Origin of the sequence: Arthrobacter sp. zg-Y919 (assembly GCF_030142045.1) — a bacterium.
In the GTDB taxonomy this organism is placed as follows: Bacteria; Actinomycetota; Actinomycetes; order Actinomycetales; family Micrococcaceae; genus Arthrobacter_B.
The window spans coordinates 669008-691281 of record NZ_CP126242.1; the positions used below are offsets into that span (position 1 = coordinate 669008).

Sequence of the window (22274 nt, forward strand, 5' to 3'; positions counted from 1 at the left end):
AACACTCCCCGCAGGGTGTAACTGAAAGCCCGAGCTTAGCTCAGCTGCACGCCGAAATCGGTGGCGATCCCGGCCAGGCCGGTGGCGTAACCCTGGCCAACGGCCTTGAACTTCCATTCGCCGTTGTTGCGGTACACCTCGGCGAAAATCATGGACGTTTCCGGCGCAGCGTCTTCGCTGAGGTCGAACCGGACAATTTCGCTGTCGTTCTCCTGGTTGATCACGCGGCAGTACGCCCCGCGGACCTGGCCGAAGTTCTGGTTCCGGACCTCGGCCTGATCGATGGAAACCACAATGACCACACGGTCGACGTCGGCCGCCATCTGCGTCAGGTCGAGCAGGATCTGTTCGTCGTCGCCTTCGCCGGCGCCCGAACGGTTGTCGCCCAGGTGGGTGACGGAGCCGTCCTTGGCTGCGGGCTGGTTGTAGAAGATGAAGTCATCCGAGGACCGCACCTTGCCGTTGGCGGCGATCATCAGTGCCGACGCATCCAGGTCGAAGGGATCGCCCGTGGTGGTGCGCGGGTCCCAGCCCAGGCCGACGACGGCCTTCTGCAGTCCGGGATCGGTCTTGGTCAGGGAAAGGTTGTTGCCCTTGGTGAGGGTCAGACCTGCCATGGTGTTCAGCTCCTTGTAGACGAAGGGATGATTAGTCGAGGGCGATGCCGAAGTCGGTGGCAACCCCGTACAGCCCGGACGCGTAGCCCTGGCCGATAGCACGGAACTTCCACTCACCGCGGTTGCGGTAAATCTCGGCAAAGATCATGCATGTTTCTGCAGCAGCATCTTCGCTGAGGTCGTAGCGGACCACCTCAGTGTCGGTGTCCTGGTTGACCACCCGGCAGTAGGCATCGCGCACCTGGCCGAAGTTCTGGTGCCGGGCGTCCGCCTGGTCGATGGAAACCACAATGACCACGCGGTCGACGTCGTCGGTCAGGATGCTGAGGTCAATCAGGATCTGCTCGTCGTCGCCGTCGCCCAGGCCGGTGCGGTTATCGCCCAGGTGGACCACCGAGCCGTCCTTGGCGGACAGCTGGTTGTAGAAAATGAAATCGTCCTGGGAGCGCACCTTGCCGTTGGCGCCGAGCAGCAGTGCGGAGGCGTCCAGGTCGAACGGATCTCCGCTGGTGGTGCGCGGATCCCAGCCCAGGCCGATCACGGCCCGTTCCAGGCCTGGATCGGCCTTGGTCAGGGAAAGGTTGCTGCCTTTACTAAGCGTCAGGCTGGACAAGGTGCGCTCCTTACGGACGGGGGTGGTTAGAGCGAGCGGGCTGCCGTGGGGATCAGGTCCATGACGGTGCGGCCCTGGGCACGTTCGCCCAGTGCCTTGAAGCTCCAGCCGGACCCTTCCCGGCCGACCTTGGCCATCACCATGGCCGTGTGCGTACCGGCGTCGGTCAGCTGGTAGCGGGCAATCTCGGGGCTGCCCGGCGTGGAGTCGTCAACGAGGCGGCAGAAGGCGTTCTGCACCTGGTCGAAGGTCTGCCGGCTGTAGCTGGAGATGACGAACACGATGTTCTGCACGGCGGGGGAAACAGCTGACAGGTCCACGAGGATGACCTCGTCATCGCCCTCGCCGGCACCGGTGAGGTTGTCGCCGGTGTGCTTGGCGGAGCCGTCCTTGCTGGCGAGCTGGCCGTACCAGACCTGGTCAACAGCGTTGCCGTTCGCATCGAAGAAAATGGCCGAGGCATCGAGGTCCACTTCGGCGGCTTTCTTTCCGCCGAACAGACCGCGCTTGACCGGGGCAGCGGAATCCCAACCCAGTCCCAGGCGCGTCTTGCTCAGTGCGCCGCCGTCCTTCTTCGTCAGTGAAAGCGACTGACCTTTCTGCAGGCTCAGGCCCATGATTCTCCCTCGTTAGTTTGTGTAAACAGATTCTTTGGCAGCGCCGGACTTTGCGGCACGCTTGTTGCGCACGATCGAGGAGGTCAGGGCGGCGAGGATGAAGACGACGCCGATCAGGCCGGTGAAGACCTCGTTGATCTCGATTTCGATGGTGAGCAGCAGGATGGTCGCCAGGGCACCGATGGCCCAGTGGGCACCGTGGTCCAGGTAAACGAACTCGTCCAAGGTTCCCTGCTTCACGAGGAAGACGGTCAGGGAGCGGACGAAGATCGCGCCGATCAGGCCCAGGCCCAGGGCAATGATGATCGGGTCGGAGGTGATGGCGAAGGCGCCGATGACGCCGTCGAAGGAGAAGGATGCGTCAATGACTTCCAGGTAGAGGAAGAGCATAAACGCCGCCTTGCCGGTGGCCTTTACCAGGGCGCCGTTGCCGGACTTCGGGGCGAGTGCCTCGACGTCGTCGGCATCGAAGTCCCCGTCGCCGTCGACGTCGAACATGTCACCCAGGCCGGTGACCAGAAGGTAGGTGATCAGGCCGGCGGCACCGGCGACGAAGACATCGGTGGTGTGCTCGGGATCCGCGAGCGAACCGGCGGCCAGCAGGGCGCCGAGGCCGACGATCAGGGACGCACCGGTGACCTTGCCGATCTTGTTCATCGGGGTTTCCAGCCAGCGCAGCCAGCGGATGTCGCGGTCTTCGAACATGAAGTCCAGGAAAAGCATCAGCAGGAACAGCCCGCCGAAGGCGGCAATCTGCGGGTGGGCTTCATGCAGGAGGTAACCGTAGCTGCCGGGCTCATCCGGATCGCCCTTTTCGAGGGCCAGCTGCAGGGCTTCAATCGGGTTGATGCTGGCGGTGACGCCCACGATGACCAGAGGGAAGACGATGCGCATACCGACGACGGCAATCAGGATGCCCACGGTGAGGAACATCTTCTGCCAGAAGGGGCTCATCTTTTCGAGAATGCGCGCGTTGACCACGGCATTGTCGAAGCTCAGGCTGATTTCCAGGACGCCCAGGATGGCGCAGAGGATAAGTGCCTCTACTCCGCCATAGAAGAACGCCGTGACCAGCGCAGCGGCCGTGATAACAAACGACCAACCGAAAGTTTTGAAGAACACTCTGCTTGCAGCTCCTTCAGTTCCTGCGCGCAGCCGGTGGCCGGAGTATGGCAAAAACCAAGTAGGGGATGGGTACATCCGAAACGATTTAGGCTTCAGTATGTCGCACCCCGGATGCCACGGGCAACTACCGGCGGCGCTGTTCGCGGAGAGGGTAGCCCCAGGGCGGTTCAGGGCACCAGAGCGGCGGTGAACTACGGCGGCCCAGCGGCCTCCATGATTGGGAGGCGGGCCTCGTGGTCTGAAAGAATAAGGAAAGCCTACTTACCCGGGCACCCCTTTGAAGGAGGACTGCATGCAGGACGAAGTGTATGAAAACACGAATCCGGAACCGGTCATGAACATTCCGGCGGCCGACATCGTCAACGGCGGCGCGTCTGCCGCTCCGCCCGCCGAGGTGGATCCGGCCGAGGTCGCCATACTTGCCCAGGCCGAGGATCCGGGCACTGATCCCCTCCGGCTGCAGGAACTGGCTACCGACTATCCGCTGGCCCGCCCCGCGGTGGCCGCCAACCCGGCTGCCGGCCCGGAACTGCTTTCCTGGCTCGGTGCGCTGGGCGACGCCGGCGTGAACGAGGCGCTGGCCCGCCGCGGCGCGTAGCCTTTCCGCAGATCCAACATCCCGCCGCACAGTGACTGTGCGGCGGGATGCTGTCTTTAAGCGGTGGTTGCCGTCCCGGGTTTTGGGGGTGCCCGAGACTAGATCTCCGCGACGGCCACTATCGGGAAAGTGGGGGCCGTGGATCCGCCCGCAGGTTCCACGGTCAGGGCCACGGCGCCGGCCTTGTCGAGGTCGCCGCTGAGCCAAACGCTGACGTCGCCGCCGGAAAAGTGCTGATCCGGAATGGGCGTGTCGGCCTCAAGCAGCCACAACTGGTACTCGCGTCCTTCCCCGGGATCCGGAAGGCCGTCCGCGACGAACAGTGCCTCATCCTGCTCACGGGACACCACGAGGGTGGCAGAGTGTCCGTTGACCTCCACCTGGTGCGTGGCGAGGTCCGGGGCGCTGAGCAGCCGGTTCTCCTGCTCCTGCTGCTGGGCTGCCACCTCCGCCTGCTGCCGCTGCTCCGACTGGACTCCCAGGCTCCAGCCACCCACGGCAATTCCCGGAAGCAGGACTGCGGCTGCCGCGGCGGTCAGCAGGCGGCGGGTGCGTCGCCGCCGTCGTTCCTCGAGCGAGACGACGACGCCGGACGGGCGGGTCTCGACGTCGGTACCGGTACCTGTACCAGACGCGGTGCCCGCCTGGGGACCCTGTGCAGGCAGCGGCCGGGTGCCGTGGATGCTGTCCAGCACGGAGGCGCGCAGTTCAGGCGGGGGAGTCTGGGCGGAACCGGCGGCAAGATGCGCGGTGACCTCGGCGTAGCCTGCAAGCTCGGCCTGGCACGGCAGGCAGTCGGCCAGATGCTGCTCGAATTCGGCGCGCTCGGCCGGTTCCAGTGCATCGACGGCATACAGCGGAGCCAGCTCATGGAAATCCCCGGCGTCAACGCCGTTGCTGTGATGGTTCATGCCTGTCCCCCCAATGCTGACCGCAGGTTCTTCAATCCGTCCCGGATCCTGGCCTTGGCAGTGCCGAGCGGAACATCGAGGCGCACCGCAACCTCCTGGTGCGTATAACCCTGGTAATAGGCCATGGCCACGGCCTCGCGCTGGAGCGGGGTGAGGCTGCCCAGCCCGTTCCGCACCTCATGGGTGTTCATGCTCTGTTCCACTTCCTGCCACGTCTGGTCCGTCGAAGTTTCCGCCCGCTGGTCCTCGTAGGTCTGTTCCCGGTCCCGTTCCCGCGCCACCTGGCGAACCCGATCCACCGCCCGGCGGTGGGCCAGGGTGCATAACCATCCCAGCACTGTTCCCCGGCTGGCGTCGAAGCGGGCCGACTGCTGCCAGGCCATCAGATAGACCTCCTGGACAACTTCGGCCGCGATCTCCGGGGAACGGGTCACCCGCGCCGCCATCCCGTAGACCTTGGAAGAAGTGGCATCATAAAGGGCCGCAAAACTCGCTTCGTCGCCCTCACCGCAGCGCCGCAGCAGAGCCGCGAGCCCGGACGCGCCGCTGTCCGCGGTGTCCCGTGCCGCGGCCGCGTGCGGGTCGGAGAAGTCCGTCCCGCCGGTACCGGGGTCAGTCATGGGCTCCCACAGGTGATCCCTTCGGCGACGTCGCCCCGCCGCGGTAACGGGCGGGGATATCTTCGCTGAGAACACTGCCATACTCACCAGCCAATCGGCGACCCGCCTCCCTGCCGGAGCCTCCTGCGGCGTGCCGGACGGCAGGCCAGTAGCTGCCGGGGGATTTTGCGCTGCCGGAAAAGTTGTTCCATGCCCGGTATTCGGAACCGGGGAGCTAACGGACGGGTGGGCGGGGGCAAAAGTATTTTTCCGCTGCACCCATCCAAGCGCCGATCTGCTCCGAACCTTCTGTGTCTAACCACCGATGCACAGCACCTCGATGTGCACACCGACACGACGAAGGAACGATCATGAACAAGAAGATGCGCCTGCTTGCTGTCCCCACCCTGGCCCTGGGTGCGATGGCCCTGTCGACGGCCCCCGCGATGGCACACGGTGAAGACTCCTGGTCGAGCCAGGCAACGCTGAACACCATGAACAACTCCGGCACCACGGGCCAGGCCATGGTGGAAGTGCACGGCATGGAGGCCAAGGTGACGGTCAACGTCGCCGGTGCTGCAGAGACGTTTATGGACGGTCCCTTCCCGCACGCCCAGCACATCCACATCGCCGCCCAGGGCGTCTGCCCCGGACCTGACGCGGATACCGACGGCGACGGCGTCGTGAACACCACCGAGGGGCACCCCTTCTACGGCCACATCGGCAACTCCCTCACCACTGAGGGTGACACCAGTGCCGAGTCCGCACTGGCCGTGGAGCGCTTCCCGGGTGGATCCGCGTACACCTACGAACGCACCTTCGACCTGACTCCGGAGACTGCGGCGTCGCTGAAGGACGGATCCGCCGTAGTGGTAGTCCACGGTGTGGACCCGGCGCTGATGCCCGCCGCAGCAGCCGAGAAGATGTCCGACCTTGACCCGTCGCTGCCTGCCGCCGCAACCCTGCCCGCAGCCTGCGGCACCCTGGCCGGTTCGCAGATGGCGGCAATGCCTGAAGGCGGAGCAGATACCGGAGTGGAAAGCGCAGCGGACAACGGCAACACCGCCGGCATCGCCGTGGCCGGTGCCGGTGCACTGACCCTGGCCGGAGCGGTTATGGCCTTCCGCCGCCGCGCCCGCGCCTAGTTCCTAGCTGAGGCTCCGATCCCCATGACGGCATCGCGACACGGCCGCCGCGCAGGTCTCATGACCGGCGCGGCGGCCGCGCTTCTTCTGTTCACCGGATGTACCGGCACCTCCACACCGGAAGGAGGGGGACAGGCCAGCAACTCGACGGCTACTTCCTCCGCCGTTCCGGGCGGGTCTCCGGGCGAACCGGGCCAACCGGGCGAACTGTCGGGTCCGCCCTCCGGCCAGCCGGAGGCTGCTGCCGGCCAACCCCCTGTCCTGGCCGCTTCGAAACCGGTATCCCTGACCATCCCGTCCGCCGGCGTCGACTCGCCGCTCCTGCACCTTGGGCTGCGGGAAGACGGCACCCTTGAGGTCCCGCCTGTTCCACCCGGCTCACCGGCCAGCTGGTACACGGGATCGCCCACCCCCGGCGAACGCGGTCCAGCCCTGCTGCTGGGCCACGTCAATGCCACCGGCGGCGGTGCGGGAGTGTTTGCCAACCTGCGGACCCTGAAACCCGGCGACCGGATCGAGATTGCCCGGGAAGACGGGACCACCGCGGTTTTCACCGTTGACCGGGGAGAGCAGTACGGGAAGGACAGCTTTCCCACTCTGGAGGTCTATGGAAACACCGAGGGTGCGGAACTGCGGCTGATCACCTGCGACGGTTTTGACGCTGGCACCGGGAACTTCGACGACAACTATGTCGTGTATGCGTCGCTGGCTCCCTGAGTACCGCGTGTTAGGGTCTGGGGCGATATGTCATTGTTGGCTCGGGGGGACCACCATCATGTCCTTACTTCCGGGCGCTTGCGGAACCATCCTGGGAGAAGACATGAAACACTGCCTGTCCTGCGGCGCTGAACTGCTGCCGCCGTCGGAAATCTGTCCCGCCTGCCGCGCTCCGCAGTCGGCAGCTCTGTACGTTCCGGTTCCGGCAACGTCGGTCTTCGATCCGCCCGTGGTCGCCCCGACGGCGGGCTTTATCCCGTCGCAGCCCGCTGCTTCCCCGGGAACACCAGCAGCCCCACGCCCCGCCGCCCGGGATACGCCCGAAGTGCGTACCCGCAGGACGATCATCCTGGTGTCGGTGCTTGTCCTTCTGCTGGTCCTGGGACTCGCGGCGTACGCCGTCGGACGCGGCGGAACAGCGGAGAACGCAGTGGACACCGTGGCTTCCGGCACCGGGGGAGACGGAACGCGGTTCTCGCCCGTGCCTGCATAATCCCGTGCCTGCGTAATACTGGACTCGACTGTCGGCAAGGAGGCCGGGAGGAACGAAAGGATAGGCGCACGTGACGCACTCCCCGACCCAGGCATTCGAAGGATTTACCACGCTCCGGGTAACCGAAGGCGCGGACCGGGTCCACGTCCAGCTCCACCGGCCAGAGGTCCGCAACGCCATTGACTCGGCCATGGTGGAAGAACTGCACCAGGTCTGCAGCGTGCTGGAGCGGCAGCCGCGGATCCTGATTCTCTCCGGCACTGAGGTAGGCGGAAAAGGGGTCTTCGCCTCCGGGGCGGACATCAAGGAACTACGGGAACGGCGCCGCGATGACGCCCTGGCCGGAATCAACTCCGGCATCTTCTCCCGGATCGCCTCCCTGCCGCTGCCGGTGATCGCCGCCGTGGACGGATGTGCGTTGGGCGGCGGAGCGGAACTGGCCTATGCCGCGGACTTCCGGGTCGGTACGCCACGGCTGAAAATCGGCCAGCCGGAAGCGGGACTGGGCATCATGGCCGCAGCCGGCGCCACCTGGCGGCTGAAGGAACTGGTGGGGGAACCGCTGGCCAAGGAGATGCTGCTCGCCGGACGGATCCTGACCGGGGAGGAAGCGCTGGCTGTCCGGCTGGTCACCGAGCTTCATGACCCCGCCGGCCTGCTTCCGGCCGCCCATGCGCTCGCGGACCGCATCACGGCGTCGGACCCGCTGGCCCTCCGCCTGACCAAGGCGGCCTTCGCCGCCCCGCGCGGCGCCCATCCGCTGATAGACAACCTGGCCCAGGGCATCCTCTTTGAGTCGGACGCCAAGTTCGACCGGATGCAGGCCTTCCTCGACGGCAGGGAGAACGCCAGCGGCAGCGAAGAGCGCTGACGCCGTGTCCGTCCCGTCCGGGTGAGATCCCCGGCCGGAACACCGAACGGGGATTCTTCAGATAGGAAACGCCTCGCCGGGGGCCACGGTTTCCAGGAAGGTGCGGACCATGGCGGCGTGGTCCAGGGCCATGGCCACCGATACGACGGGTGCTGGAGACAGCAGGCCGTGCACGGTGTCCTCGCCGGGTATCAGCCGCCGGTCCACCAGGGTCTGCCCACGGCTGTGTCCGGCCAGCTCCACGCGGACCGGATAATCCTCCAGCACCACGGTCTCCGGGGCGGCGATCAGGCAGGCGGCACCGGCGTCGCCAATCGTGACCGGCGGCAGTGTGCCGTCGTTGGCGGTCACCGTGACGACGGGCTCCTCGCCCAGGATGCCGGCCACAGCCCGCGTCCGTGCGCCCGAGGCCAGCAGCGATCCCACCAGCCGGGCACCCGGATCGGTGGAGGCTTCCAGCAGCAGGTACTGCGGCGCATCCAGGGTCGCCAGCATAAAGACGTCCAGCCCGTACATGGTCACCGGCACGCCGCTGTCCAGCACCACGGCCAGCGCCTCCGGATCGTGCCACGCATTGAACTCGGCATGCGAGGTGGCGTTGCCGATCCCGGCCGATCCGCCCATAAACACAATCCGTTCCAGCTTCCGGGCGGTCAGCGGGTAGGCGCGCAGGAATACCGCCAGGTTGGTCAGCGGGCCGATCCCGAGCAGGGTCACCGGTTCGGCGGAGTCTTCAATGGTGCGGTGCAGCAGTTCGACGGCGGCCAGCGGAGAGGCCGGTGTGCTGCTGGCCGGCAGCTGCAGCCCGCCGATCCCGTTGGAGCCGTGGAACGCGTGGGCATTGCGGGTCTCATTGACCAGCGGCCGCTCAGCGCCACGCGCCACCGGAACGTCCGGCCGCCCGGCAAGATCCAGCACGTCCAGGGTATTGCGCAGCACCTGGTCGACGTCGGTGTTCCCGGCCACGCAGGTCACTGCCCGCAGATCGATGCGCGGGCTGCGCGCCAGGAAGGTCAGGGCCATGGCATCGTCCACACCGGTGTCGACGTCGGCAATTACGGGAATGCGGTGCGCGGAATCAGGGGAGGAAGGCATGGCGCCGTCTTTCGTTGAACTGCGGGGGATTACCGGGGAAGGTAATCAAAGAACACTGCCATTCTTCATGAAGGAGACAATCCATGTCACAGGCGCCGCTCCCTCCCGCCAGCGTTGCCGTCCTGGGCGGCGGGGTCCTGGGACTGTCCACCGCGGTCCAGCTGCTGCGCGGCGGGGCGGACGTGCTGCTGGTGACGGAAGCGGAGGTGGGCAGCGGGGCGTCCGGGCGCTCGCTGTCCTGGCTGAACGCGGGCGGCGGCTACGGCGAGGACTATTACCGGCTGCGGATGGCCGGCATCGACCGCTACCGCACCCTCCTGGCGCAGCACCCCTGCGTCGACTGGCTCGCCTTCGACGGAGGCCTGTACTGGGACGATGACCCGTTCACCGTCGTCGAGCGGCACAACACCCAGTCCCGGCAGGGCTACGACGCCCGGATGCTGGAGCGCGAGGACGTGCCGGGTTTCGTGCCCGGTGTTGACCCGGGCGTGCTGCCGCACCGGGTGCTGGCCAACCCGGGCGAGGGCTGGGTGTCCCTGCCGCACCTGGTCCGTCACCTGGCCGGGGAATTCACGCTGCGCGGCGGCACCCTGATTGAGCACGCAGGGCTGTGCACGGTGACCCGCGGAGCCGACGACGACGGCGTGCGGGCACGCGGGCTGCGCACTGCCGGCGGGGAGGAATACGCCGCCGACGCCGTCGTCGTTGCCTGCGGGGCAGGCATCCCGGCTGTCCTCGCCGCGGCTGGCATCGACCTGCCCGACGCGTCGGATCCGGCGATGCTGGTGATCAGCGAACCCGTGGAGCACGGGCTGCGTGCAGTGCTGAACACCCCGCGGATTTCGCTGCGCCCGCATCCCGGCGGGCGGCTGGCGATGGATTCCACCTGGTATCTGGACCGGGTGCAGCGCCGGAGGGATGGTGGCTGGGACGTGGACCCGGAGGTACCGGTGGAACTGGCAGCCGAGGCAAGCCGCGTGCTCGCGGGACACCCCGAGGTGGTGCCGCAAAGCTGGCACCCCGGACTGAAGCCGGTGCCGGGAGATGGTGAGCCGGTGCTCGGTGAACTGGACGCACTGCCCGGCTGCTGGGCCGTTTTTACGCATTCCGGGGCAACGCTGGGACTGATTGCCGGAGAGCTGGTGGCCGGGGAGATCCTGACGGGCCGCCGGTATCCGTTGCTGGAACCGTTCCGGGCGGAACGTTTCCGCTAAACCGGCTGTGTTTCCGCTAGCTGGCAGCCCTGGCCGACGGGCCTATTTCGACGGTGCTATTTCGACGGCGCAGCCAGCACCGGAGCGAAGGCCAGCTCAGCGGCACCGACCAGCAGCAGTTCCGAGCGCAGCGCGGCCCGGCGCAGCTGCACCCGCTGGCCCAGGCCGGCCATCGACTCTGCGGCAACGGCGTCGACCAGGCGCTGCTGGTTGGCCGCAAACAAGGTGCCGAGAAAACCGCCCAGGACGATGGCTTCCGGGTTGAAGATATTCACGAAGTTCGTCAGTGCCACCGCAAGCTGGTCCAGCTGCCGGTCCACCTCTGCACGGACTTCGGCGGTCTGCGGCTGTTCCATTGCGGCATCGAGCGTGTCCTGGTCGGCCCGGTCCAGCCCGAGCACGTCCAGCAGCCGGTCAAGGTTCACTTCGGTTTCCAGGCAGCCGCGGCGCCCGCAGTGGCAGGGTTCGCCGCCGCTGCGGACCAGGGTGTGGCCGAGTTCGCCCGCATAGCCGTCCGCTCCGCGCAGCGGTACGCCGGCAACGATGATTCCGCCGCCGATCCCGCTGGCACTGCCGTTGAGGTAGACGGCATTCCCGGTGTCAACGGCGGCACCGAAGAGGCTTTCCGCCACCGACCCCAGTGTGGCGTCATTGCCGGCGAAGACCGGCAGGTCCAGCGCCTGGGACAGGGGAGCGGCGAGGGGTTCGTTCCGCCAGCCCAGGTGCGGGGCCAGCAGTACGTGTCCGTCGGAGGTGCGGGTTAGTCCGGGCACGGCCACCCCTACGCCGGTGATCCGGTCCATGGCGGCCAGTTCCGGGGCCATGCCCGCCAGCACGGCACGGGTGATGCTGACCGTTTCCTCCACGCTCGGCGGGGTGAGGGTGTCATGGCGGACCCGGCGGTGCACCCGGCCGCCTAGACCCACCAGCCCCACGGTCACGGCGTCGACGTCGGGGTGGACCACCACGGCGGCCACCCGTTCGTTGGGGTGGACCAGCGGACTCGGGCGGCCGACCCGGCCGGCGGGGGGATCGGTTTCATAGGCCAACCCCAATGAGGTGAGATCGGCTGTCAGTGTTCCCACGGTGGAGCGGTTGAAGCCGGTGAGCCGGGTCAGGTCCGCCCGGGACAGCGGGCCGCTGCGGTGCAGGAGGGTCAGGATGCGGGAAAGGCTGGTGGACCTGTCGGTACCGCGCCCTGCCGGGGCCGGGGCGGGGGCGCTGAGGATGCCGCTGTCCACGTCTCGTGTTTCCTTCCCGGTAGCTCGTTCCCTTCAGCCTACCCGGCGTCGGACGCGCTTAGTTGAAGGTGGCAACAAACCTAATTTGATCCAGCGGTGGAGGTTGGCGAATCCGCGGAGTCGGGCCGGAAAACCATTGACACGCTCGCACTGCACCAATATGTTGTTGATTCCAACTAATTCGTGATCTGGAGTTCCCATGACAATGACGCCATCGCCTTCCGACCGTTTTACCTTCGGCCTCTGGACCATCGGCTGGACCGGAACGGACCCCTTCGGCACTCCCACCCGCGCGGCCCTGGATCCGATCAAGGGCATGCATAAGCTCGCCGAACTCGGCGCCTACGGGGTGACCTTCCACGACAATGACCTCGTTCCCTTTGACGCCACGGCGCAGGAACGGGACCTCATCCTCAAGAACTTCACCAATGCCCTGGCCGAAACCGGCCTGAAGGCACCCATGGTGACCACCAACCTGTTCAGCCATCCGGTCTTCAAGGACGGCGGCCTGACCTCCAATGACCGCTCGGTCCGCCGGTTCGCGCTGCGCAAGGTCCTGCGCAACATCGACCTCGCCGCGGAGCTTGGCGCGGAAACCTTCGTGATGTGGGGCGGCCGTGAAGGCAGCGAATACGACGGTTCCAAGGACTTCGCCGCCGCTTTCGACCGGATGCGTGAGGGTATCGACACCGCCGCCGGCTATATCAAGGACAAGGGCTACGGGCTGCGCATTGCCATCGAGCCCAAGCCCAACGAGCCGCGTGGCGACATTTTCCTACCCACCATCGGGCACGGGCTGGCGTTCATTGCCCAGCTTGAGCACGGCGATATTGTCGGCCTGAACCCGGAGACCGGGCACGAGCAGATGGCCGGGCTGAACTTCACCCACGGCATCGCCCAGGCCCTGTGGTCCGGCAAGCTGTTCCACATCGACCTCAACGGGCAGAAGTCGATCAAGTTCGACCAGGACCTGGTCTTCGGCCATGGCGACCTCACTAGCGCGTTCTTCACCGTGGACCTGCTGGAAAACGGCTTCCCGAACGGCGGCCCGCGCTACGAAGGCCCCCGCCACTTCGACTACAAGCCTTCCCGAACCGAGGGCTACGCCGGCGTATGGGAATCCGCCAAGGCCAACATGGACATGTACCTGCTGCTCAAGGAACGCGCGCTGGCCTTCCGTGCCGATCCCGACGTGCAGGAAGCACTGCAGTACGCGGGCATTGCCGAGTTGGCTTCGCCCACGCTGGCTGCGGGCGAATCGGTCACGGACCTGCTCGCGGATGCCTCCTCCTTTGAGGACTTCAACGCCGACGCTGCTGCGGAGCGCGACTTCGGTTTCGTTCGGCTGAACCAGTTGGCGCTGGAACACCTGATGGGTGCCCGCTAGGCTACCTGCGCACGGGACACCCAGCGCCACCACCAGCACCGATTCGTGCACTGCCGGCTCTTCCGGGGGAGAGCCGGCAGCAGCACCCGTTGAAAGGCCCGTTATGCCGCTCGTTGCCGGAGTCGACAGTTCCACCCAGTCCTGCAAGATCGTCATCCGCGACGCGCAGACCGGGGCCTTACTGCGCGAGGGCACCGCCCGCCACCCTGCCGGCACAGAGGTCGACCCGGAAGCGTGGTGGTCAGCGTTTCGAGAAGCCGCCGCCGCTGCCGGTGGACTGGACGACGTCGACGCCGTCTCCGTGGGCGGGCAGCAGCACGGCATGGTCTGCCTGGATGAGACCGGCGCCGTCATCCGGCCGGCCCTGCTCTGGAACGATGTCCGGTCCGCGGCCGCAGCGGACAAGCTGATCGCCGACGCCGGTCCCGACGGCGCCCGGTACTGGGCCGACACCACGGGGACGGTTCCGGTCGCCTCGATTACGGCGGCGAAACTGCGCTGGCTGGCGGAAAACGAACCGGAGAACGCTGCCCGTACTGCCGCTGTCTGCCTGCCGCATGACTGGTTGAGCTGGCGTCTGGCCGGCTTCGGCCCCGGCAGCGGCGCGGAAGGGCTGGCGGCACTGACCACCGATCGGTCCGATGCTTCCGGCACCGGCTACTGGTCCCCATCCACGGGGGAGTACCTGCCCGAGGTACTGGAACAAACGCTCGGCCATGTGCCTCAGCTGCCGCGGGTGCTCGGCCCGCTCGAAGCGGGCGGCCGCACTCCAGCCGGTGCGCTGATCGGTCCCGGTGCAGGGGACAACGCCGCTGCCGGACTTGGTGTTGCCGCCGGAGTGGGGGATGTCGTGGTCTCCATCGGCACCTCCGGTACCGTGTTCGCCGTCGTCGACTCCCCGGCGTCGGACGCCACCGGACTCGTGGCCGGTTTTGCCGACGCCACCGGCCACTTCCTGCCGCTGACCGCCACCCTGAACGCCTCCCGCGTGCTGGACGCGACCGCGGCCCTGCTGGGGGTGGATCTGAATGAACTGACCCGGCTCGCCCTTTCCGCTCCGGCCGGTGCCGGCGGACTGGTGATGGTGCCCTACTTCGAGGGCGAACGCACCCCCAACCTTCCGGACGCCACCGGTTCCCTGCACGGCATGACCCTGCAGAACTTCACCTCCGCCAACCTGGCCCGTGCCGCCGTCGAGGCTGTGGCGTGTTCCCTAGCCGACGGTTTTGCGGCCTTGAAGAACACAGGAGTCACCGCGCAGCACGTGATCCTGGTTGGCGGTGCTGCCCGGTCCGAAGCGGTCCAGCAGGCCATCGCTGCAATCTTCGAACTTCCCGTCACCGTGCCGCGTCCGGGGGAGTACGTGGCCGACGGCGCCGCCCGGCAGGCCGCTGCCGTCCTCACCGGCGCGTGGCCTGAGTGGAGCGACAGCGCTTCCGTGGTGGTGACGGCCGATCCCACTCCCGAAGTGCTGCACCGCTACCGGCAGGCTGCCAGACGTCCAGCGCTTCCGGCTGCCCGATAGGATCGGCCCATGACAACTTCCTTCGGCCCCAACGGGCGTCCTGTCTCCCTTGCGGCCGGAGATTACCGGGCCACCATCCTGCCCGTGGGTGCCACGCTCGCCGGACTGACCCATGGCGGCCGGGACGTTGTGCTGCCGCTCGCCGTGGATGAAATTCCGCAGGCCTTTTCCGGCAAGGTGCTAATGCCCTGGCCGAACCGAGTTGTCGGCGGCCGCTACACGTTCGAGGGCACCGAGTACCAGGTGCCGGTCAACGAACCCGAGACCGGCATGGCACTGCACGGGCTGGTGGCCTGGGATGCCTGGGACGTTGCGGAGACTTCGCCGGAGGGAGTGGTCCTGCGGCACCGGCTGATGGGCCAGCCCGGGTATCCGTTCCAGCTGGAACTGGAAGCCGTTTTTGAGCTCGACGCCGAGACCGGGCTGCGCGTTTCGCTTACTGCCCGGAACGCGGGCACCGGCCCGGCACCCTACGGTGTTTCGGCCCACCCGTACCTGACCGCCGACCGGATTCCGGTGGACCGCTGTGTGCTGGACGTGCCTGCCGCTCAGGTTCTCGGGGGTCCTGACCAGTCCGGCAGCCCTCTTGACCTGAGCGAACTGCGGAATACCGAGGGCACCGTGCTGTCGTTCTCAGCGCCCGAGCCGATCGGCGCACGTACGGCCGACCATGCTTTCACCGGCCTGCCCGACGGCGAGTGGCAGGTGTCGCTCACCGATCCGGAAACCGGGTTCGGTGCCGTGCTGTCGGCCGACGGCACGGGTGCGCCGTGGCTGCAGGTTTACACCGGGGAGAAGATGGACCGCCTCGGTGTCGCCGTCGAACCGATGACCTGCCCTCCGGATGCCTTCAACTCCGGGGAAGATCTGATTGTGCTGGCTCCCGGCGAGGAGCACCGGCTGTCCTACGGGATTACTGCTGTTACGGTCGGCCTGCATCGGTAGACTGCCCCGATGCAAACCTTGGAGACGACTCGCCTGCTTCTGCGCCCCTATGACGCCGGCGATGTCGATTTTGTCCTCGACATGTACTCCCGCATGGAAGTCCAGCGTTTCCTCGGTGCCGCTCCGAAGCTTATGAAGAACCTCGACGAGGCTCAGGCCCTGATCGAGGCTTGGGGTCGCGTGGAAGACGGTATCTGTGGTGTGTGGGCGGTGGAGGAAAGGGACACCGGAAAGCTGGCCGGGACCCTGCTGTTGAAGCCCATTCCTGCGTCGGGACCGGAGAGGCAACCTTCCGGCGATATTGAAATCGGTTGGCACTTCCACCCCGCGAGCTGGGGACAGGGCTTCGCTGCCGAAGCTGCTGCTGCCGTTTTGGAGCACAGTTTCAGCCTGGGGCTTCCCCGGGTAGTGGTCGTCATCGATCCGGCCAATACTGCCTCCCGGCGGGTCTGCGAGAAGATCGGTGTGGTTCCGCAGGGCAACACCGATCGGTATTACAACACCGTCCTGGAGCTGTTCACGGCCGAGAATCCGGGCTAGCGCGCTGGGTGGGTTTGCCGGGTTTACCGGGTTGCTGGGGATGGGACTTTGGGCCGGGATGATGCGACTGAGGGTGCATGGTCAGAACGGAGGTTCCACTTCCTGCCCGTGTTCCTCCCACTTGTGGTTCTTCCACCCGCCGGCCTTCTGCCTATCTTCCGTTCGCGGGTCCGTTGCCGGATCCGGCGGGCCGAGTTCCAGGAAGGGTTCGGTCCGATAGACCCGGCCGGTCGGCGAGGTCCACTCAATCACCCCTGGTGTGGGTTGGCAGGCCTTCCAATAACCCAGTGTCTTGAACCGGTGGTGCCGCCGGCAGAGATGTTCCAGGTTCCCATGGTCGGTGGGGCCGCCGCGGGCCCAGTCTGTGGTGTGGTCGATGTCCGAGTTCGCGGTGCTGACCCGGCACCCAGGGAACCTGCAGGTTCCATCCCGGGCCCGAAGCCAGCGGCGGAGCCCCGCCGGGACCTTTCTGCGGCGCCCCACCCCGAGGATTTCTCCGGTGTGCGGGTTCTGCGCCAGACCGGTCCATCCGGCTGCGTTGCGGGCTAGCCTTCGGGCCGTTTCGGCGCTGATGGGTCCGTAGCCGTGCAGTTCGGCCGGCTGATCGTCGGCACCGAAGAGTGTTTCGGCACTGATCAGGACCATGATTTCCGCCCTCGGGACGGCGCCCATGTCGTCGCAGCTGGTCCCGTCCGTGCCGGGCGAGCCGCCCGCCCGCCTTGCTCCACCATTTCTAGTGATTCGCGTTGGGCCTAGCGTGACGGCTCCACCCGCACCGCCGGCTTCAGTTACCAGCAGCGGGCCAGACGCGGCGGCTCTGTCCGCACCGCCGCTAACGTGCATTGCCCCGAGTCCGCCCATTAACAGTTGCGCCAGGATGTCGGCCCGCAGCTGGTCCGTAGTCCTCGGGTCGCCGCCCGCTTGCTCTCCCCGAGCCGCCGTGCTGAGGGTCGTGTAGATCTGCTGGGCTTCCTCGGCCCGTAGATGAGCCGACAGGCAGGACATGCCATCCTCCTCCCGGTTCAGGGTGACCTTGCGCTGCTCGAACGCGGACTGGTGCCGTTTGCTGATCGTCGCCGGGTACTGTTTCTCGCGCAGTCGCCGGGCCTTCGCCGAGAACTGCGCCCGGGTCTGCCCGGCTGCAGCGGCCAGCAGGCCGGCTTCGAATTCCGGCAGTGCAACGGGAAGAACGTTCTCGCACTGGTCCAACACCACCTGGGCGTGAGCGTAGCTAAACCGTCCCTCTTCCAGACCAGTCAATGTGGCGGCATGGGTGCTGCATAGGACGCGCGCTTCACTCAGCATCCGCTGACCGGTGGCCTGCGGAACGTGCAGGATGGTCGCGCATTCAGAGGCTGCGAGACTGAAGACCAGCCCGGGTTCGGCCTTGCCCCAGTCCGACTCGATGCCGTCCCGGAAGATCACCTCCATCCGGTTCATCAGCCGGGCCTGCTGCGCCTGCGCCCAGGAAATCAGATGCGCCACCCGTCCTAGAGCGTCTCCGACAGTTCTCTCGTCGAAGGCTTCAATGTTCTGTAGCGCCAACGTTCCTGTGAACCCGTCCGGGTACCCGTCGGCGGTGGAAGGCTCGTTAGCAGTGGAAGGGCTGGCTGCGGGTTCGGACGTATCATCGTCGGCAGGTTCGGCAGGTTCGGCAGGTTCGGCAGGTTCGGCAGGTTCGGCAGGTTCGGCAGGTTCGGCAGGTTCGGCAGGTTCGGCAGGTTCAGAAGTGGCAGTGGCAGTGGCAGGCTCGGAATTGGAAGCACCGGCGTCCGTGGTCTCTGCATCCGCGAGATCCGCACGGTAAACAGCCAGAGTGACCGAGGAGCAGGACGCCTCTGCGTCACCAGCCTGCCCGTCCGGCTGCTGGTCTTCGCCATCCTGCTCTTCGGTTATCTGTTCGGTGTTCCCGAGCTGATCCATACCTCAGGATTTCATCCCGCACCGACATTTCCGGCCCGAAAACAGGCCCAAAACGACGCTCACAAAAACTGGAAATACCTGTCTTTTGAACGCGACTACCTGCCTGCCGATCCCGTCGATCGAGGGGGCACTTTTCCCTGAGTTCCGCCGGCCGCCCTACGCATTCAGTCCGCAGGCGGTGAAAGGATTTCCACCCGGTTCCCGAACGGGTCCCTGCAGTGGAACCGCTCGTAACCCTCGAAGGTGTACCGGTCGGCCCAGGAAACCTCGAAGCCCTCCAGCGAGAGCCGGGCCCCGAGTTCCTCAAGTGCGTCCGAAGATTCCAGCACCAAGGCCGGGTGCGCCTTCTGCGCCGGAATAAAAGGGGAGTCCACTCCGAGATGGATTTCGGCCGCCACCGTGTCGCCGTCGAACGCCCGGAACCAGCAGCCTCCCCGCCCGGCGAGCGACGGCGGTTTTGCCACCTCGGTCAGGCCCAAGCCCTCGCCGTAAAAGCGTCGGGCCTGGTCTTCCCCGTCCTTGGGTATTGAAACCTGTACATGGTGAAGCCGCATGAATTCCCCCGAGTGTTCACTGATTGCAGTAATGAACCGAATTGTGCCAGAAGGTTGCGTTGACGGCTCCGGGACCGGGTTTCAGACTGGGAGCAGCACGTTCGCTGTCCGCCCAAGCCGCACCCCACCGAAGGCGCTTCCCATGGACAAGAACTTCCTCACCTATCCGGACTGGCAGGCCACCGCCGATACCCTGCACCTGTATCTGCAGGTGGCGGGCAAGGTGAAACTGGAACGCAGCTACCCGGAACCGGAGTGGGGCCACGTGCGGATGCCGCTGACCGTCCAGGGGATCGGCACCGGCATCATCCCCGGCCCGGACACGAACTTCGAGATCTATTTCAACCTCCGCCAGCACCACGTGGACGTCCAGAACAGCAACTACATCCGCACCCGGATCGAGCTCAGCGACGGGCTCAGTGTGGCCGACTTCTACCGCCAACTGATGGGAGCGCTGGAATTCATCGAAGCGCCCACCAGCATCAACACCGCGCCGCAGGAATTCTATGACCCGGTGCCTTTCGACTCCGACACCAAACACTCCACCTACGACAAACACGCGGTGGAGCTGTTCCTGGACAACCTGCATTTCGCGCACCGCTGCCTCACCCAGTTCCTGGGACCGGTGCGGGGGAAGGTCTTCGCGCCGTCGTACTGGTTCGGAACCATGGACCTTTCCGGAACCATCTTCAGCGGCCAGTCCGAGCCCTACCCCGGAAACGGCGTCATTCCCGTGAACTGCTTCGATGAGAGGTTCTGTGAATTCGGTTTCTGGCCGGGGGACCCGTCAGCTCCGGAACCCGCGTTTTACGCCATGCCGTATCCGTTCCTCGCCAACATTGGCAGCTACGGCAGCATGCTGGCCCCGGATAAAGCCGAATTCCGCACCACATCCAGCGAATTTTTCCTTACACTCAAGGACGCGTTCTCCTACGCCGATCCGCAGCGGGCAGTAGTGGATTTCTGCCGCACCACCTTCGACATCGTGCAGCGGATGGATAGGTGGAGCGGGATCGAATGGATCACCGAACCGCTGAACTACGAGAGGCCGGATCGCACTTAGCGGGTGAACGGCGCGGTTAGCGGGTGAACGGAGGAAGCGGCTGCCGAAGCGCTCCCTCGCGGAGGAGTTTGAGGCGGATTTGCCGGGCGGTCCCCATGTGGTCGCGGGCTATGCGGCGGGCCGCCTCCACATCCTGGCTTTCGATGGCGCGGATGAGTGCGGCATGCTCGTCAAGAGCGGCATCCCAGCGCGAGTCCACGGACAATGTGGATTGCGGAGCGTGGACGAGGTGCGTGCTGAGCCGTTCCAGCAGATCGGTCAACACGGGGTTGTGGGCGCACTCCCATACAGCGGCGTGGAACTCCAGGTTGGTGGTGATCCGGGTGACGTCGTCCGGATCGCTGAGCTGGCGGTCCCGCTCCAGCAGGGCTTCGAGCCGCATCAGGTCCGTAAACTGGCGGGCCCGTGCCGCCTGCCCCGCGGCTTCTTCCTCCAGCAGGATGCGCATGTCGTAAATCTGAATGACCTGCGCCGGGTCGATCCGGGTCACCTGCAACCCGCGGGCAGCCCGCTCGAGCAGGCGTTCCTGCAGCAGGCGCGAGAGCGCCTCCCGGACCGGTGTCCGGGAGACGCCGAACCGCTGAGCCAACGTCACTTCCCGCATCGCGGTGCCGGGACGGTGCACGCCGGAGAGGATCTCACTGCGCAGGGTTGCGAAAATGCTCGCCCCGTCCATACGTGCTGATGCTGCTTGCGCCACTTGGTGTCCTTGGAAAAGATACGGAAATGAGCCGGAATTGACGGTCCCCACACTACGGGAGCCCAGGCCGGGCACCGGCCCGGCACGGGAGGTCAGGCCAGGGCACCGGCCCGGCGGCCGAAGACACAGCCGGCAGCAAGGCCTGAACCGCCGGGGTAGTTGGTGCTGAACAGCCCGCCAAGCATCTCGCCGGCAGCGTACAGTCCCGGGATGTGGTTGCCGCCGGCGTCGAGCACCCGGCCGTGCGTATCGCCCTTGACCCCGCCGAAGGTGAACGTGATGCCGCAGGTGACGCCGTAGGCATAGAACGGCCCGGTTTCCAGCGGAACCGCCCAGTTGCTCTTCACCGGTTCGGTCTGCGCCGACCGGCCGTCAAGCACGTTTGGGTCGAACTCGACATCGCGGTCCACGGAGGCGTTGAACGAGGTGACGGTCTTTTCCAGTGCCTCCGGATCAATGCCGACCTTTGCCGCCAGCTCGGCGATGCTGTCGGCGGTTTCCACGGAAACGCCGGGCATGTCGTATTCCTCGGTCCGCAGCATCGGCCGCAGCGTGGCGTCGAATATCTGCCAGGCAACCGATCCCGGCTGGCGAAGGATCTCGCGGCCGTACTTGGCATAGGTGTAGTTGCGGAAGTCGGCGCCCTCATCCAGGAACCTCTCGCCGTCGCGGTTGACGATGATGCCCAGGGGATAGCTCTGCCGCGTCAGGCGGTTGGTCAGTTCCCGGTTGCTTTCATTGTTCTCGGTGAAGGCATCCCACTGCACACTGTGGCAGGTGTTCCAGTCTCCGCCGCGGGCCGCGCCGGCGTCGAGGGCGGCGAGGATCATGTCCCCGGTGTTGCAGGGAGTGCCCCGCACCTTGGCGTTTTCCCAGCCCTCGCCCAGGTGCTCACGGCGCAGTTCCGGGCTGGATTCGAAGCCGCCGGCAGTCAGGACCACCGATTCGGCCGCGATTTCGTAGTCTCCCTCGGGACCTGAGACGACGACGCCGGTGACGCGGCCGCCGTCGAGCAGCAACCGGGTGGCGGGGCTCCCGTAGCGGATGTCGACGCCGTGCTCCCGGGCCACGCGGGTGTGGTCGGCCATCATGCCCTCGCCGCCGCCCACGTTGCCGACGTGCAGCCCGCCCCAGAAGAGGTAGCTGCCGTCAGGGCGCTCGTACGCCTGGCGTTCGTACATGAGCCGGTACTTCAGGCCCAGGCTGTTCAGCCAGCGGAGGGTGGACTGGCTTTCGGCAATGAGCACCTCGGTGAGCCCTGGGTCATTGCGGCCCTCGGTCACCTTGGCCAGGTCGGAGGCGTAGTTTTCCGCGGTGTACGGCGGGACCACGGTGGAGGCGTGCCGGTCGTCGGGTTCGATCAGGCCGGCGAGGTCCTCGAGGCCGTCGTGGACAATCCGCGTGGCTCCGGCGGTGTAGAAGCTGTTGCCGCCGGAAAGTTCCTCGGTTCCCTTTTCCAGCAGGATGACCGAACGGCCGCGTTCGGCTGCAGCGTGGGCCGCGGTGAAACCGGCATTGCCGCCGCCCACCACTACGACATCCGCGTGGACGGTGCCTGGATTCTCTGCCATTTCATCGCTCCTGTGATTCGGCGTATACGAATGTATACAGTGACGCTTGGAATGGCACTGAGTCTACGAGACTTCGGCACTTCGTCAAATAACCGGACGCATATTCGTATTGTGAATTAGGGGTGACGGAGCATACTGTGGTGATCCAGCTCACTTGGTGTATTTGTATTTGAGTGTGTACAAACGTCTCCACCACAACGATGTAATGGA

23 protein-coding genes are annotated in these 22274 nt (G+C 66.2%); 11 read left to right on the plus strand and 12 right to left on the minus strand.

Annotated features, from left to right (window positions below; all coding sequences use genetic code 11):
* Positions 1 to 35 precede the first annotated feature (35 nt).
* From QNO10_RS03195 to QNO10_RS03210, 4 genes are read right to left on the minus strand one after another with little or no spacing between them, the layout of a single operon-like run.
* Complete coding sequence (locus tag QNO10_RS03195) at positions 36 to 617, minus strand: TerD family protein (RefSeq protein ID WP_229949382.1); 582 nt, start codon at positions 615 to 617, stop codon at positions 36 to 38.
* 31 nt (positions 618 to 648) lie between these two features.
* Positions 649 to 1230 carry a TerD family protein gene (locus tag QNO10_RS03200; RefSeq protein WP_229949384.1) on the minus strand — a complete coding sequence of 194 codons (582 nt, stop codon included), beginning with the start codon at positions 1228 to 1230 and terminating at the stop codon, positions 649 to 651.
* A 26-nt stretch (positions 1231 to 1256) separates the two neighbouring features.
* A complete protein-coding gene (locus QNO10_RS03205; protein WP_229949386.1) occupies positions 1257 to 1847 on the minus strand; it encodes a TerD family protein in 591 nt (196 codons plus the stop codon).
* 12 nt (positions 1848 to 1859) lie between these two features.
* Entirely contained in the window at positions 1860 to 2969 is a 1110-nt protein-coding gene (locus tag QNO10_RS03210; protein ID WP_229949388.1) for a DUF475 domain-containing protein, read from the minus strand.
* Between the two features lie 295 nt (positions 2970 to 3264).
* Between QNO10_RS03210 and QNO10_RS03215 the strand changes: the two genes are divergently transcribed.
* Positions 3265 to 3570, plus strand: coding sequence for a variant leucine-rich repeat-containing protein (locus tag QNO10_RS03215; protein WP_229949391.1), 306 nt, complete (start codon positions 3265 to 3267; stop codon positions 3568 to 3570).
* 98 nt (positions 3571 to 3668) lie between these two features.
* Here QNO10_RS03215 and QNO10_RS03220 read toward each other — a convergent pair whose 3' ends face one another.
* Both QNO10_RS03220 and QNO10_RS03225 read right to left on the minus strand, forming a co-directional pair.
* Positions 3669 to 4481, minus strand: coding sequence for an anti-sigma factor (locus tag QNO10_RS03220; RefSeq protein WP_229949393.1), 813 nt, complete (start codon positions 4479 to 4481; stop codon positions 3669 to 3671).
* The gene (locus tag QNO10_RS03225; RefSeq protein ID WP_229949395.1) at positions 4478 to 5101 is read right to left on the minus strand and encodes a sigma-70 family RNA polymerase sigma factor; all 624 of its coding nucleotides are present in this window, start codon (positions 5099 to 5101) and stop codon (positions 4478 to 4480) included. Before QNO10_RS03225 ends, QNO10_RS03220 begins: the two co-directional genes overlap by 4 nt.
* Before the next feature lie 350 nt (positions 5102 to 5451).
* On the opposite strand from QNO10_RS03225, the gene QNO10_RS03230 reads away from it, so the two are divergent.
* The 4 genes from QNO10_RS03230 (at position 5452) to QNO10_RS03245 (ending at position 8306) form a co-directional block, all read left to right on the plus strand.
* Positions 5452 to 6225, plus strand: a complete 774-nt coding sequence (locus tag QNO10_RS03230) for a hypothetical protein (RefSeq protein ID WP_229949397.1) — start codon at positions 5452 to 5454, stop codon at positions 6223 to 6225.
* A gap of 24 nt (positions 6226 to 6249) precedes the next feature.
* On the plus strand, positions 6250 to 6942 hold the full coding sequence (locus QNO10_RS03235) for a class F sortase (RefSeq protein WP_229949399.1): 693 nt from the start codon (positions 6250 to 6252) through the stop codon (positions 6940 to 6942).
* Positions 6943 to 7045: 103 nt separating this feature from the next.
* Entirely contained in the window at positions 7046 to 7435 is a 390-nt protein-coding gene (locus tag QNO10_RS03240; RefSeq protein ID WP_229949401.1) for a hypothetical protein, read from the plus strand.
* Between the two features lie 70 nt (positions 7436 to 7505).
* Positions 7506 to 8306, plus strand: coding sequence for an enoyl-CoA hydratase/isomerase family protein (locus tag QNO10_RS03245; RefSeq protein WP_229949403.1), 801 nt, complete (start codon positions 7506 to 7508; stop codon positions 8304 to 8306).
* Positions 8307 to 8363: 57 nt separating this feature from the next.
* Here the strand turns inward: QNO10_RS03245 and QNO10_RS03250 are convergent, their stop codons facing one another.
* Positions 8364 to 9401, minus strand: a complete 1038-nt coding sequence (locus tag QNO10_RS03250) for a nucleoside hydrolase (protein WP_229949405.1) — start codon at positions 9399 to 9401, stop codon at positions 8364 to 8366.
* Positions 9402 to 9484: 83 nt separating this feature from the next.
* On the opposite strand from QNO10_RS03250, the gene QNO10_RS03255 reads away from it, so the two are divergent.
* Entirely contained in the window at positions 9485 to 10615 is a 1131-nt protein-coding gene (locus QNO10_RS03255; protein ID WP_229949407.1) for an NAD(P)/FAD-dependent oxidoreductase, read from the plus strand.
* 56 nt (positions 10616 to 10671) lie between these two features.
* On the opposite strand, the gene QNO10_RS03260 is transcribed toward QNO10_RS03255, so the two are convergent.
* The gene (locus tag QNO10_RS03260) at positions 10672 to 11856 is read right to left on the minus strand and encodes an ROK family transcriptional regulator (RefSeq protein ID WP_229949409.1); all 1185 of its coding nucleotides are present in this window, start codon (positions 11854 to 11856) and stop codon (positions 10672 to 10674) included.
* Between the two features lie 199 nt (positions 11857 to 12055).
* On the opposite strand from QNO10_RS03260, the gene xylA reads away from it, so the two are divergent.
* From xylA to QNO10_RS03280, 4 genes are all read left to right on the plus strand, one after another.
* On the plus strand, positions 12056 to 13243 hold the full coding sequence (xylA, locus tag QNO10_RS03265) for a xylose isomerase (protein ID WP_229949414.1): 1188 nt from the start codon (positions 12056 to 12058) through the stop codon (positions 13241 to 13243).
* 103 nt (positions 13244 to 13346) lie between these two features.
* Positions 13347 to 14768 (plus strand): xylulokinase, encoded by a 1422-nt coding sequence (locus QNO10_RS03270; protein ID WP_229949416.1) that lies wholly within the window; start codon positions 13347 to 13349, stop codon positions 14766 to 14768.
* Positions 14769 to 14777: 9 nt separating this feature from the next.
* Positions 14778 to 15713 carry an aldose-1-epimerase gene (locus QNO10_RS03275; RefSeq protein ID WP_229949418.1) on the plus strand — a complete coding sequence of 312 codons (936 nt, stop codon included), beginning with the start codon at positions 14778 to 14780 and terminating at the stop codon, positions 15711 to 15713.
* Positions 15714 to 15722: 9 nt separating this feature from the next.
* Positions 15723 to 16253: a GNAT family N-acetyltransferase gene (locus QNO10_RS03280; RefSeq protein WP_229949420.1), complete on the plus strand. Its 531-nt coding sequence runs from the start codon at positions 15723 to 15725 to the stop codon at positions 16251 to 16253.
* An 81-nt stretch (positions 16254 to 16334) separates the two neighbouring features.
* Here QNO10_RS03280 and QNO10_RS03285 read toward each other — a convergent pair whose 3' ends face one another.
* Positions 16335 to 18176 carry an HNH endonuclease gene (locus tag QNO10_RS03285; protein ID WP_229949422.1) on the minus strand — a complete coding sequence of 614 codons (1842 nt, stop codon included), beginning with the start codon at positions 18174 to 18176 and terminating at the stop codon, positions 16335 to 16337.
* A 164-nt stretch (positions 18177 to 18340) separates the two neighbouring features.
* Positions 18341 to 18730 (minus strand): VOC family protein, encoded by a 390-nt coding sequence (locus QNO10_RS03290; protein WP_229949424.1) that lies wholly within the window; start codon positions 18728 to 18730, stop codon positions 18341 to 18343.
* 142 nt (positions 18731 to 18872) lie between these two features.
* Here QNO10_RS03290 and QNO10_RS03295 point away from each other — a divergent pair, with 142 nt between their 5' ends.
* Positions 18873 to 19793, plus strand: a complete 921-nt coding sequence (locus QNO10_RS03295; RefSeq protein ID WP_229949426.1) for a DUF5996 family protein — start codon at positions 18873 to 18875, stop codon at positions 19791 to 19793.
* A gap of 16 nt (positions 19794 to 19809) precedes the next feature.
* On the opposite strand, the gene QNO10_RS03300 is transcribed toward QNO10_RS03295, so the two are convergent.
* Positions 19810 to 20493: a GntR family transcriptional regulator gene (locus tag QNO10_RS03300; RefSeq protein WP_229949428.1), complete on the minus strand. Its 684-nt coding sequence runs from the start codon at positions 20491 to 20493 to the stop codon at positions 19810 to 19812.
* 92 nt (positions 20494 to 20585) lie between these two features.
* Complete coding sequence (gene tcuA, locus QNO10_RS03305; protein ID WP_229949430.1) at positions 20586 to 22064, minus strand: FAD-dependent tricarballylate dehydrogenase TcuA; 1479 nt, start codon at positions 22062 to 22064, stop codon at positions 20586 to 20588.
* Positions 22065 to 22274 lie beyond the last annotated feature (210 nt).